At 53.1% G+C, this 12950-nt stretch carries 11 protein-coding genes and 2 tRNA genes; 6 read left to right on the top strand and 7 right to left on the bottom strand.

The window, feature by feature from the left end; genetic code table 11:
• Positions 1–39: 39 nt before the first annotated feature.
• Both ACOTY9_RS06800 and ACOTY9_RS06795 read right to left on the bottom strand, forming a co-directional pair.
• A complete protein-coding gene (locus tag ACOTY9_RS06800; RefSeq protein ID WP_421637319.1) occupies positions 40–432 on the bottom strand; it encodes a YfeC-like transcriptional regulator in 393 nt (130 codons plus the stop codon).
• Between the two features lies 1 nt (position 433).
• The gene (locus tag ACOTY9_RS06795; protein WP_014884727.1) at positions 434–796 is read right to left on the bottom strand and encodes a YfeC-like transcriptional regulator; all 363 of its coding nucleotides are present in this window, start codon (positions 794–796) and stop codon (positions 434–436) included.
• Between the two features lie 217 nt (positions 797–1013).
• On the opposite strand from ACOTY9_RS06795, the gene ACOTY9_RS06790 reads away from it, so the two are divergent.
• The 3 genes from ACOTY9_RS06790 (at position 1014) to ACOTY9_RS06780 (ending at position 3611) form a co-directional block, all read left to right on the top strand.
• Positions 1014–1089: transfer RNA gene (locus ACOTY9_RS06790), tRNA-Ala, on the top strand.
• 41 nt (positions 1090–1130) lie between these two features.
• Positions 1131–1206, top strand: a tRNA-Ala gene (locus ACOTY9_RS06785).
• A gap of 215 nt (positions 1207–1421) precedes the next feature.
• A complete protein-coding gene (locus ACOTY9_RS06780; RefSeq protein ID WP_348565355.1) occupies positions 1422–3611 on the top strand; it encodes a sensor domain-containing phosphodiesterase in 2190 nt (729 codons plus the stop codon).
• A gap of 44 nt (positions 3612–3655) precedes the next feature.
• Here ACOTY9_RS06780 and ACOTY9_RS06775 read toward each other — a convergent pair whose 3' ends face one another.
• Positions 3656–4843: a NupC/NupG family nucleoside CNT transporter gene (locus tag ACOTY9_RS06775; protein WP_014884725.1), complete on the bottom strand. Its 1188-nt coding sequence runs from the start codon at positions 4841–4843 to the stop codon at positions 3656–3658.
• 346 nt (positions 4844–5189) lie between these two features.
• Here ACOTY9_RS06775 and ACOTY9_RS06770 point away from each other — a divergent pair, with 346 nt between their 5' ends.
• Positions 5190–6428, top strand: a complete 1239-nt coding sequence (locus ACOTY9_RS06770) for an Nramp family divalent metal transporter (RefSeq protein ID WP_348565356.1) — start codon at positions 5190–5192, stop codon at positions 6426–6428.
• A gap of 32 nt (positions 6429–6460) precedes the next feature.
• Here ACOTY9_RS06770 and ACOTY9_RS06765 read toward each other — a convergent pair whose 3' ends face one another.
• Together ACOTY9_RS06765 and mgrA are read right to left on the bottom strand one after the other, a co-directional pair.
• The gene (locus ACOTY9_RS06765) at positions 6461–6811 is read right to left on the bottom strand and encodes a DUF2502 domain-containing protein (RefSeq protein WP_023331027.1); all 351 of its coding nucleotides are present in this window, start codon (positions 6809–6811) and stop codon (positions 6461–6463) included.
• 127 nt (positions 6812–6938) lie between these two features.
• Positions 6939–7937 (bottom strand): L-glyceraldehyde 3-phosphate reductase, encoded by a 999-nt coding sequence (mgrA, locus tag ACOTY9_RS06760; RefSeq protein WP_023331026.1) that lies wholly within the window; start codon positions 7935–7937, stop codon positions 6939–6941.
• Positions 7938–8121: 184 nt separating this feature from the next.
• Here mgrA and ipdC point away from each other — a divergent pair, with 184 nt between their 5' ends.
• Positions 8122–9780, top strand: a complete 1659-nt coding sequence (ipdC, locus tag ACOTY9_RS06755) for an indolepyruvate decarboxylase (RefSeq protein ID WP_045281774.1) — start codon at positions 8122–8124, stop codon at positions 9778–9780.
• Here ipdC and ACOTY9_RS06750 read toward each other — a convergent pair whose 3' ends face one another.
• Positions 9781–11016 carry an ion channel protein gene (locus ACOTY9_RS06750; protein ID WP_023338609.1) on the bottom strand — a complete coding sequence of 412 codons (1236 nt, stop codon included), beginning with the start codon at positions 11014–11016 and terminating at the stop codon, positions 9781–9783.
• A 205-nt stretch (positions 11017–11221) separates the two neighbouring features.
• On the opposite strand from ACOTY9_RS06750, the gene glk reads away from it, so the two are divergent.
• Positions 11222–12187 (top strand): glucokinase, encoded by a 966-nt coding sequence (gene glk, locus ACOTY9_RS06745; RefSeq protein ID WP_014884719.1) that lies wholly within the window; start codon positions 11222–11224, stop codon positions 12185–12187.
• Positions 12188–12218: 31 nt separating this feature from the next.
• Here glk and ACOTY9_RS06740 read toward each other — a convergent pair whose 3' ends face one another.
• The gene (locus ACOTY9_RS06740; protein WP_045269731.1) at positions 12219–12950 is read right to left on the bottom strand and encodes a LytR/AlgR family response regulator transcription factor; all 732 of its coding nucleotides are present in this window, start codon (positions 12948–12950) and stop codon (positions 12219–12221) included.

The raw sequence follows: 12950 nt of genomic DNA, 5'->3' as shown, positions 1-12950 counted from the left end.
TTTTAGTCTGGCGGAACGGCAGGGGGACCTGCCGTTTTTTTATGCCGTATATTCAGCCAGATTCAGACGGGTAAGAAAGCCGCGTAACCCTTCGCGCTTCAGGAATGCATCCAGACGTTCCTGTTCAGACGGCGTCAGGTTTTCCAGCGTCGCAATGATATCCGGTCGCAGAGTAGAGGAGGGGACAATGTATGGCGCTGTTGTCTCTGCCAGGTGGTACACTGCCTGACGGTTTCGGATAGCCGGGAGGCGCATGATATGTTCCTTCACGCGCGCATCGACGTGTATGAGCCTCGCCCGACCGCCTTTCACACCATTGAGACCTTCGGTCTCCCATCCCTGCTGGCGTATCCAGCGATTCACCGTTTGCCCGGCAACGCCTAAACTCTCCGCCAGCTCTTCCGTGGTCATTTTGCTACGTAATCTTTTCATATTAATTCTGGTCGCGAATTCCCAGGCGTTGTAACAAACCGGTAATCCCTTCCCGCAGTAACAGTGATGTCATCTGCTTCTGCTCTTCTGGCGTCATTTCATTTGCCAGCGTCAGGAGGAGGGTATGAAGCGAACGCTCATTGCTGATGCCGTCAGGCATTGCGGATGTCTCCGTTGCCCGTCGCGCGCTGCGGATAAAGTCACGCACCTTTTCATTCACATGTACCAGGCGTGCTTTGCCCCCCTGGACGCCTGGTTTTGGTGACGTTATCCAACCCTCTTTGCGTACCCATTTATTGATGGTCTGTCGGCTATAGCCGGTGAGCAGGGCTAACTCTTCCGGCGTCATTCGTTCCTTGATCATACAATTTCCTGAATATTCGTGGGGTTAATTAACGGCTCATTTTATAGCACCGTTTAACGTGAAAACGTGACAGGCTTAACTCATGACTGCGAGCAGGCTCGCAAAGTGATTCATTTGCATGAATTTTCGGCGATTGAATCACGGTCAATGAATTTGCCGTTGACACTCCGCGGCGGAATTCATATTATGCCGCCCGTCAACATGACAGCTTTACGATGGGGCTATAGCTCAGCTGGGAGAGCGCTTGCATGGCATGCAAGAGGTCAGCGGTTCGATCCCGCTTAGCTCCACCAAACTCTGAACCCAACAGAGTGCGGTCAGTAAAGTCACATGTGGGGCTATAGCTCAGCTGGGAGAGCGCTTGCATGGCATGCAAGAGGTCAGCGGTTCGATCCCGCTTAGCTCCACCAAAATTTTAAACCCTCGTCAAAAGACGAGGGTTTTTTTTATCTGTTTGTAACGTTCACCACCGCATTTTGTTATCAAAAAGAAGGTATTCCTGTACCTGACCTCAATCGAAATCAATAAACCTGTCCATAAATAGACTTCAACTTGATTCGCACAATTAATAAACCTATTATCCATCCGGTCAATGATATGAACGGATAATAATCGCATCAGCTTAATGAATAGAAAAACGTACAATAATGTAAAGATATTTATAATTGCCCTGGCGATATGCCTGATCGCGGTTCCTTTCTCCCGTTATCTCTCCCCGCGCGCGATTGTGAATGGTCACGACGTTTATTTAGCGTGGTTACCCCTGAGCGTTATGCTGGCGGTAATTCTGTTATTTGGTCGTCGGGCAATTCTTCCCATTCTGTTAGGTTTTACTGTCACTAATTTATTCTATATTAATTTAGCACCGCTACAATATTCAGTATTGCTGTTTTGTCAGACCTTTGCGTTGTTCGCGGCGTGCGGCTTGTTGCGCCTCATGCTGGGCAGGCGCTGGCGCTACTGCATTCCTAACAAGCACATTGGATTACGGATATTCTGGCTCGGTTTTATTGTGCCACTCGGCATTAAAATGTCGATGTATTTAGTGGGCTATTTGTTTGATTTCCCGGTAACTATCTCCACCTTCTTCGGTGAAGGGACGGTAATTTATAACGTCGTGGATATTCAAAGTCTGATAGGCGCGGCGCTGATTTTTACCATGATGTTCTATTACCCGTTAAGAATGATAATTAATCCTCGTTATGCCATTACCTTCTGGCGACGAAGCGTGAAGCCCATTTTTTTCCATAAGAATTCATTGTTTATATTTGTCTGGCTCATGCTTCTAGGCTTCATTCTCGCTGTTTTATGTGGCCCTTTTGAATCCCCTGTTATTGCGGGCTATTTAATGCCGCTGATTTTTATTCTCTTTACCTTAGCGATAAGTCGCCTGACCTATGCACTTATCTCTCTGCTTTGGGCTGCTTCAGCGCTTCTGCTGTTGACCTACAACTATAACTTCCTGAATGGTGTGGAGTCGGGCCATTCACTCTCCTTTATCCTGTCCGTGCTGATCTCGTTTGCCATCTGCTTGCTTTACATGTCGCGGATTTACCAGCGTAGCGAGTGGCTGAAGCGGGGATGGCAGGGCAGAGCGCTGACCGATCCGCTGACCGGTTTGCCCAATATCCGTGCGCTGGAGGAGTATCTTGAGATTCACCAGGATGCCAAAGTGTGCATTCTGCGCATGGATAACCTGGAATTTTTGAGCCGCCATTACGGGATCCTGATGCGGGTCCACTGCAAACGCACGATCGCCTCGTCGCTGCAGCCCCTTCTGCAAAAGGACGAGATGCTCTTCCAGTTGCCCGGAAGCGAGCTGGTGGTGGTCTTGCTGGGGCCGGAAATTGCTGAGCGTCTCCAGCATATGGTTGATCGGTTGAACAGCCGGAAAATTTTCTGGAACAACACCGGGCTGGATATTGAGTTTGGTGCCTCCTGGGGGATGGTCGAAAACGGTGAAAAATTGCATCACACGCTGGGGCAACTAAGCTGGCTGGCTGAGCAATCTTGTGCAGGACAGAACGTACTTGCGCTGACGAATAGCCTGGAGGCTGCATCAGGACAAACAACAGAGCGCGTCCTGATGTTAGCGCGGATTAAGCATGCCCTGGAGGCGGGTCAGTTCCATTTATACGCGCAACCGATCCAGAAGGCAGACGGTAGCGGTTACTACGAAATTCTGACGCGTATGGAGAGCGAGGGCGAAATCATCACCCCTGATCGCTTTATTCCGCTGATTGCTCAGTTCAACCTTAGCCACCGGTTTGATATGTGCGTTATGGAAAAATTACTGCTGTGGCTGCGCGATCATCCTGCGACGCAGCCTGGGGCCCGTTTCTCCGTCAATCTGATGCCGCTCACGCTGATGCAAAAAGAGGTAGCGACCGAGATTTGTGCGCTGTTTGAACGGTACGGCGTTGCCCCTCAAACCGTGGTCATTGAGATCACCGAAGAGCAGGCTTTCTCCAATTCAGGTTGCAGCATCAATAATATTCAGCAACTGCGGGATTGTGGATTCCGGATTGCTATTGATGATTTTGGTACGGGGTACGCCAACTACGAGCGTCTCAGACGTCTGCAGGCGGATATCATCAAAATTGACGGCTGCTTTGTTAAAGACATTTGTACTGATGACATGGATGCGATGATCGTCCAGTCGATGTGTAATCTGGCGAAGACGAAATCGCTATGTGTGGTGGCGGAGTATGTCGAAACACCCGCACAGCGGGAGATGTTGCTTCGCTTCGGCGTGGATTACCTGCAGGGCTACCTGATAGGTAAACCCAAACCGCTGGAAGAAATTCGGGCATAAAAAAACCGGGAGCTTGCTCCCGGTTTTTTGTTTTGCAGTAAACGTTACAGGACCAGCGCTGCGATGGACGCGGACAGAACGCTCACCAGAGTGGAGCCATACACCAGTTTCAGGCCAAAGCGTGAAACCACGTTACCCTGTTCTTCGTTCAGGCCTTTAATCGCCCCGGCGATAATACCGATGGACGAGAAGTTCGCGAAGGAGACCAGGAACACGGACAGGATGCCTTCCGCGCGCGGAGAAAGCGTGCTGGCAATTTTCTGCAGATCCATCATCGCAACGAATTCGTTAGAAACCAGTTTGGTTGCCATGATACTGCCCACCTGCAGCGCTTCGTGAGCCGGAACACCCATCACCCAGGCAACAGGATAGAAGATGTAGCCCAGAATACCCTGGAAAGAGATACCCAGCACCGCGGCGAACAGGGCGTTCAGCGCAGAGATCAGCGCAATGAAGCCGATCAGCATGGCGGCAACGATAACCGCCACTTTGAAACCGGCCAGAATGTACTCGCCCAGCATTTCGAAGAAGCTCTGGCCTTCGTGCAGGTTGGACATCTGGATGTTCTCTTCGCTGGCGTCAACGCGGTATGGGTTGATCAGCGACAGCACGATAAAGGTGCTGAACATGTTCAGAACCAGCGCAGCGACAACATATTTTGGCTCCAGCATGGTCATATACGCGCCCACGATAGACATGGAAACGGTAGACATTGCGGTTGCCGCCATGGTGTACATGCGGTTACGCGACATTTTGCCGAGAATATCTTTATACGCGATGAAGTTCTCAGACTGACCGAGGATCAGGGAACTGACGGCGTTGAAAGACTCCAGCTTGCCCATGCCGTTGACTTTGGATAACAGGAAACCAATTCCACGAATCACGAACGGCAGAACACGGATGTGCTGCAGAATACCGATGAGCGCGGAGATGAAGACGATTGGGCACAGCACCTTCAGGAAGAAGAACGCCAGACCTTCGTCGTTCATTTTACCGAAGACAAAGTTGGTCCCTTCGTTGGCGAATCCGAGCAGTTTTTCGAACATTTCGGAGAAGCCTTTTACGAAGCCGAGACCTACGTTGGAGTTCAGGAAGAACCACGCAAGTAAAACTTCAATGACCAGCAGTTGGACAACATAACGAATACGAATTTTTTTGCGGTCTGTGCTGACCAGCAATGCGAGTGCAGTAACGACAACAAGTGCCAGGACAAAATGAAGGACGCGGTCCATATTTGCTCCAAATATGAGGCAGGTTTAATTTTCGTGCACATTCTATGCAACAAGCGAAAAGAAAACGAGATCAAGGACACACTATAGTTACATCCTGTGACGAGTCTCAAAAATAGTGATCCACAATACATTTTCGTTATGTTAGGTAAATGAGTGAAAAGTTAAGTTTGTGTGCTACGCTTCACAAATGACTGCGCATTTTCACATTCTGTGATGTCGCACCACCTGCCCATCTATCGTTCTTAGCTATCAGAGAAATCATGTTTAACCACTTAAATGATCTTGATAATCATTCTCATTTTGATAGTATTAAACATAGCAAAGGCTATATTTCCAGAGGCAGATAATGACTAACAGTCGCGTAGAGGGTAGCAGTGGCAGAGCGGCGCGCAAGCTGCGGTTCGCATTAATGGGACCTGCATTCATTGCTGCCATCGGCTATATCGATCCGGGTAATTTTGCGACCAATATTCAGGCCGGGGCCAGCTTCGGCTATAAGTTGCTGTGGGTGGTCGTCTGGGCGAACCTGATGGCGATGCTGATTCAAATGCTCTCAGCAAAACTGGGGATTGCTACGGGCAAAAACCTGGCAGAACAAATCCGCGACCACTACCCACGTCCGGCCGTCTGGCTCTACTGGGTGCAGGCTGAAATCATCGCCATGGCAACCGATCTCGCTGAATTTATCGGTGCGGCGATCGGCTTTAAGCTGATTCTGGGCGTATCGCTATTGCAAGGGGCGGTCCTGACCGGGATTACCACTTTCCTGATCCTGATGTTACAGCGTCGGGGGCAAAAGCCGCTTGAAAAGGTGATTGGTGGGCTGCTGCTGTTTGTCGCGGCGGCCTATATTGTCGAGCTGATATTCTCCCAGCCAAACCTGGTACAGCTTGGTAAAGGCATGGTGATCCCCAGCCTGCCAACGTCGGAAGCCGTCTTCCTGGCTGCCGGGGTGCTTGGGGCGACCATTATGCCACACGTCATTTATCTGCACTCTTCGCTGACCCAGCATCTTCACGGTGGGACGCGTAAAGAACGTTATTCGGCAACCAAATGGGATGTGGCGATTGCCATGACCATCGCGGGTTTTGTGAACCTGGCGATGATGGCCACCGCAGCCGCCGCTTTTCACTTTAACGGTCATACAGGTATTGCCGATCTCGACCAGGCGTATCTCACGCTGGAGCCGTTACTGAGCCATGCTGCTGCCACGATTTTTGGTTTGAGCCTGGTGGCTGCCGGTCTCTCTTCCACGGTGGTGGGCACGCTGGCAGGGCAGGTGGTGATGCAGGGATTTGTGCGCTTCCATATTCCCCTGTGGGTTCGTCGTTCCGTCACCATGCTGCCGTCATTTGTTGTAATTCTGATGGGGCTTGATCCCACGCGAATTCTGGTGATGAGTCAGGTGCTGCTGAGTTTTGGTATCGCGCTGGCGCTGGTTCCTCTGCTGATTTTTACCAGTAATCCAGCCCTGATGGGCGATCTGGTTAACTCGACGCTGGTGAAACGGACAGGTTGGGCGATTGTGGTAGTAGTGGTGGCGCTAAATTTATGGCTGTTGATTGGCACAGCGCTGGGGTTATAAAAGAGAAAGGAGCCGAAAGGCTCCTTTTTACATTAATGACGACCGTGGCCGTGACCACCGTGTCCTTTTGGGCCGTGACCCCAGCCACCGCGACGGTCGTCACGATCGTTCCAGCCTTCGCGATAGCCGCGTTCATAGGCATTGTCTTTATACCAGCCGCGGTGTCTGCCGTTATCGTGTTTCCACCAGCGGTCTCCGCGCCACTCATAGTGACGATGCCAGTAATCACGGTCGCGCCAGTAGCCGCCGTCCCAGTATCTGCCGTAGTCGTCACGATCGCCAATTTGTAGTTTTACTGATGGCAACAGGGTGATTTCGCCCGCAGTGGCGATCAGCGGGGCGGAAGCCAGTAATACCGCTGCAAGAATCAGTGACCTGAACATACTCTTTCTCCTTCACGATCGGGGCCTTTGTGGGGCCTGTTAACGCAATATTACGAGTTGGTAAAGCCTCGTTTCATCGCCTCAACTCCGAATTCCAGGCTCAGAGCACTTTTTGCTAAAAGCGGTTTTATTTTGAGCTGCTCAGGATTTCTTCAATAAGGTTCAGCTCTTCCGCGGAGAAATGGCGGTTTTCCAGCATGCCAACGGCGTCATCAATTTGAGCCGCTTGACTTGCCCCAATCAGCACCGACGTCACTGCTTCATGGCGTAACACCCAGGCCAGCGCCATCTGCGACAGCTTCTGGCCGCGGCCTTCCGCCAGGGCATTGAGCTTACGCACTTTCTCCAGCTTCTCTTCAGTGATCTGATCCGGGTTGAGGAACTGACTGCCACTTGCCGCACGGGAGTCTGCGGGAATACCGTTCAGATATCGGTTGGTGAGCTGTCCTCCCGCCAGCGGCGAGAAGGGAATACAGCCCACGCCTTTTTCCTGCAGCACGGCCAGTAAACCCCCTTCCGGTCCTCGTTCAAACATGGAGTATTTCGGCTGGTGGATCAGGCAGGGCGTACCAAGATCATTCAGGATATCAATCGCTTTTCGCGCCAGCGCTGCAGGATAGTTGGATAACCCGACATACAACGCTTTTCCCTGGCGCACCACATGGTCAAGCGCTTTCATGGTTTCCAGCAGCGGGGTTTCCGGATCAGGACGGTGATGATAGAAGATATCGACATACTCCAGCCCCATGCGTTTCAGGCTTTGATCCAGGCTTGCCAGTAGATATTTGCGCGATCCCCAGTCGCCGTAGGGGCCCTCCCACATGGTATATCCCGCTTTCGTGGAGATAATCAGCTCGTCGCGCCAGGGCAGAAAATCCTCCTGCAAAATACGCCCAAAATTACGCTCGGCCGACCCCGGTGGAGGACCATAGTTATTGGCAAGGTCGAAATGCGTAATACCCAGGTCGAAGGCGCGCTGTAAAAGTTGACGGCTGTTTTCGAGACGCGTGGCGTCCCCAAAGTTATGCCACAGACCCAGCGATATGACGGGCAACCTGAGCCCGCTTTGACCGCAGCGACGATACTGCATTGTCTGGTAACGATTTTTATCCGGCTGATAACCCATTTTATGACCTCGTGCGCAGATGAGAAAAATCAGTGTATGCGTTTACATTAACGTGAAAAAAAGCAGCATAGCGCAGCCTTTTTTGTAAAGCATTCTTTCCATACCCTTCTTACCGCTGATTCTGGACAGCCATCACGCTTCTCTAATACTCAAAGTGAGGTCAACATTAGAAGGATACCTGTTCATGCGTACCCCATACTGCGTCGCCGATTACCTGCTGGACCGTCTTACTGATTGTGGAGCCGATCATCTGTTTGGCGTGCCGGGCGACTATAACCTGCAGTTTCTCGACCATGTAATAGACAGCCCCGACATCTGTTGGGTGGGCTGTGCCAACGAATTAAACGCATCATATGCTGCTGACGGATATGCCCGCTGTAAGGGCTTCGCCGCGCTGCTCACAACATTTGGTGTCGGCGAGTTAAGTGCCATGAATGGCATCGCGGGAAGCTATGCCGAGCACGTTCCGGTATTGCATATTGTCGGGGCGCCGGGGACGGCGTCACAGCAACGAGGGGAACTGCTGCACCATACGCTGGGTGATGGGGAGTTCCGCCATTTTTATCATATGAGCGAGCCGATTACCGTCGCGCAGGCGATCCTGACCGAACAAAACGCCTGCTATGAAATCGACCGGGTTCTGACCACCATGCTCCGGGAGCGTCGTCCCGGCTATTTGATGTTACCTGCCGACGTGGCAAAAAAAGCCGCCACGCCTCCTGTAAACGCTCTCACACTTCACCATGCCCATGCCGACAGTGCCTGCCTTAAAGCGTTTCGGGATGCTGCGGAAAATAAACTGGCAACCAGCAAGCGCACCGCGCTGTTAGCTGATTTCCTTGTTCTGCGCCATGGACACAAGCATGCGCTACAGAAGTGGGTGAAGGACGTGCCGATGGCGCACGCCACGATGCTAATGGGTAAAGGGATATTCGACGAACGTCATGCCGGTTTTTACGGCACATACAGCGGCTCGGCAAGCGCCGGCCCGGTAAAAGAGGCGATTGAAGGGGCGGATACGGTACTGTGCATCGGCACCCGTTTTACCGATACCCTCACCGCCGGTTTCACCCATCAGCTAACCCCGGCCCAAACGATAGAAGTTCAGCCTCACGCTGCCCGCGTCGGTGACGTATGGTTTACCGGCATTCCGATGCTTCAGGCAATCGAAACGCTGGTGGAACTGTGCAAACAGCATGTGCATGATAAACCTGCGCCAGTTTCCCATCGTGCAATGAGCTTCCCTCAGCCGGAGGGCGCGCTGACCCAGGAGAATTTCTGGAAAACGTTGCAAACGTTTATTCGCCCAGGAGACATCATCCTTGCCGATCAGGGAACTTCGGCCTTCGGCGCCATTGACCTGCGCCTTCCGGCTGACGTGAATTTTATCGTCCAGCCGCTGTGGGGGTCGATCGGCTACACGCTGGCCGCAGCGTTTGGCGCACAAACGGCTTGCCCGAACCGGCGTGTGATAGTGCTGACGGGGGATGGCGCGGCGCAGCTGACTATTCAGGAGCTCGGGTCGATGTTGCGTGATAAACAACGTCCGATCATTCTGGTGCTGAACAACGAAGGGTACACGGTCGAAAGGGCCATCCATGGACCAGAGCAACGGTATAATGATATTGCGCTCTGGAACTGGACGCACCTTCCTCAGGCGCTGAGTCTCGCGCCTCAGGCCGAGTGCTGGCAGGTGAGTGAGGCGGGCGAGCTGGTGGATGTGCTGGAAAAAGTGGCGCACCACGAGCGGCTTTCGCTGATCGAGGTCATGCTGCCGAAATCCGACATACCGCCGCTGCTGAGCGCGCTCACCAAAGCGCTGGAAGCGCGCAACAGCGCCTGATTACTTATCGTTTCGCCAGGCCATCATCATCGGTTTGCCCGCCAGCAGGAGCCAGGCGGGCAACATCACGATGCAGAGCAGCGGGAACAGCGTCGAATCCGGCACCACAACCGCCGCCATAAACAGGCTCAGCCATGCGTCACGCGTCACCACCAGAACCAGACCCAGAATCGAGCAGGAGACGGTAATTGCCGCCGGAACCGCATCCACATGTTCGTGCAACATCAGCCCCAGCGCCACGCCGACAAAGACTGCCGGGAAAATGCGTCCACCGCGGAAACCGCACGCAGCCGCGACGACCAGCGCCGCCAGTTTGATGACGGCAAACAGCAGATAATCGGAAACGCTAAATACCTGACTGAAGGCCAACTGCTGCATCTCGTCCAGGCCTTTAAACAGCGTCACCGTCCCGCCGATGGTGCCTAAAATACCGAGGATCAATCCCCCTGTGCCCAGAATCAACACCGGATGCTTGAGTTTATGCATTAGCCGGTGCAGGCGTGGCAGACACCATACCGCGACCATCCCCAGCGCGATGGCAATCGCAACGACGATGGCACCGCTGAAAATATCCGCTATTCGCATCTCTCCGTAGTGGGGCAGTGAGAGGGAAAAGTGGGGATGGAAAAACAGACTGGTTGTTAGCGCGCCCGCCGCCGCGGCCATCAGGGGAGCAAACAGTTTGTCCCAGAGCGGGACATCATTGTTGCTGGTAAGCGTCTGTGAAAAAATCAGCGCGGCAGCGACGGGCGTCCCGAAAAGCGCCCCGATGGTGCCTGCGGAGGCGAGGATCGTCCAGTCCAGCGCACCCACGCGCGGTAAAATGCGTGAGCCCAGGAACACCGCCAGACCAATATTCACCGCCATAATGGGATGCTCGGGTCCGAGGCTGACGCCGCCCGCCAGGCCCACAATTAACGCGATGATCAACCCCGGCAGCGCAGAGGGCGGAACCGGGGCGCCAATCAGCGGCTCCAGCGCCGGGTCCGGTCCGGCGTGGCCGGGACTGAATCGGATCACCAGGCCTACCGCAATACCGGTTAACGTCAGCATCAAAATGATCCACGCTGAAGAATCAGCGGTGATCCCCAGTTTCGCCGGAAGCGCCGTCCATAGCAGGGCTTGCAGCACCGACGCGACTTTCATCACGACAATGAGTACCAGGCTTGACGCCACGCCAATGATGAGCGCCGGAATTGCCAGCAACAGCATGGTTCTGGCTCGCGGGTGGAGCATGATGATTTCCTTGTACAAAACGGTATAACGTTACTCTGCACAATCAGCTTTATGGCAATAGTGCAAAAGGTGCTGAAACGGTAAAGTTATTCTGTGACGAAGATCGATAATCCATGGGCATTCACCTTCCAGTCGTTGTTGTTATCACGCCTTGAATTTACAGTGTCCCAAAGATTTATTCTGACTTTAGCGGAGCAGTAGAAGAATGACAAAGTATGCTTTGGTAGGTGATGTGGGCGGCACGAACGCGCGCCTCGCATTATGCGATGTAAGTAGCGGTGAAATTTCCCGGGCGAAAACCTACTCGGGGCTGGATTATCCCAGCCTTGAGGCCGTTGTCCGCGTCTATCTGGATGAACATCAGGTGAGCGTCGAGGATGGCTGCATTGCCATTGCCTGCCCGATAACTGGCGACTGGGTCGCCATGACCAACCATACCTGGGCATTCTCTATTGCAGAGATGAAAAAGAACCTCGGTTTTGCGCATCTGGAAATCATCAATGACTTCACCGCCGTGTCTATGGCGATCCCGATGCTCAAGCCAGAGCATCTGATCCAGTTCGGCGGCGCTGAACCGGTCGAAGGCAAGCCGATTGCGGTTTACGGTGCCGGTACCGGCCTGGGCGTTTCGCATCTGGTGCATGTTGATCGGCGCTGGGTAAGCCTGCCGGGTGAGGGCGGTCATGTAGACTTTGCGCCAAACAGCGAAGAAGAGGGCATTATTCTCGAAGAGTTACGCGCTGAGATCGGCCACGTCTCTGCCGAGCGCGTCCTTTCAGGTCCGGGACTGGTGAATCTGTACCGCGCGATTGTGAAATCAGACGGTCGTCTGCCGGAAAACCTGCAGCCGAAAGACGTCACCGAACGAGCGCTGGCGGACAGCTGCATTGACTGCCGTCGTGCCCTGTCGCTGTTCTGCGTGATCATGGGACGTTTCGGCGGCAACCTGGCGCTGACGCTTGGCACCTTCGGTGGGGTCTATATCGCGGGCGGGATCGTACCGCGCTTCCTCGACTTCTTTAAAGCTTCAGGTTTCCGCGGTGGGTTTGAAGATAAAGGACGCTTCAGAAGCTACGTGCAGGATATTCCTGTTTATCTTATCGTGCATGATAACCCTGGCCTGCTGGGTTCGGGTGCCCATCTGCGTCAGGTTCTCGGGCAAATCCTCTGATACAGAGCCCTCTCCGCCGGGAGAGGGCGTTTTACAGGTGCATCAGCTGACGGAACTCTTTCACCTTGCTGCGGCTCACCGGCACCTGAAAATCCAGATCCTTGAGACGCAAAATATAGGTATTGTTAAACCACGGCTCGATCTCGCGGATCTTATTTAAATTCACGCAGAACGAACGGTGGCAGCGGAAAAAGTGGGCCGACGGCAGCTTGCCGCAGAATTCGGTAATGTTCATCGCCATGACAAACGATTCCCGCCGCGTATAGACAAACGTCATCTTCTCATGCGCTTCGGCGTAGTAGATATCATTCACTGGCGTCACGATGATGCGTTCATCCTTGACCAGATTAATGGTGTCGTTTTCCCGTACCGTCGGGCTGGCGGTGACCGGAGCGCTCTGTTGCTGCCATGCGGCCTCCAGCTTTTGCAGCATGCTGACAATCCGCGACTCCTGGTAAGGTTTCAGAATATAGTCAAACGCCTCCAGTTCGAAGGCCTCAACGGCATGCTCTTTCCAGGCGGTAACGAACACAATAAACGGCTTGTGGGCAAACTGATTGATGTTTTGCGCCAGTAAGACGCCGTCCAGCGAAGGAATATTAATATCCAGAAAAATGGCGTCGACCCGGTTATGCTGCAAAAATTTCAGCACGTCCAGCCCATCGTCAAAGATACCCACAATCTCCATCTGACTGTGGGTTTTGATGAGCCAGGTGAGCTCCTGTTGAGCCAGAATTTCATCTTCAACGATAATGACTTTCAT

It is taken from the genome of Enterobacter cloacae complex sp. SHL012 (genome assembly GCF_049237505.1).
Classification (GTDB): Bacteria; Pseudomonadota; Gammaproteobacteria; order Enterobacterales; family Enterobacteriaceae; genus Enterobacter; species Enterobacter kobei.
Note: the sequence above shows the minus strand (reverse complement) of the source record. Positions and strands in the feature narration are given on the sequence as shown.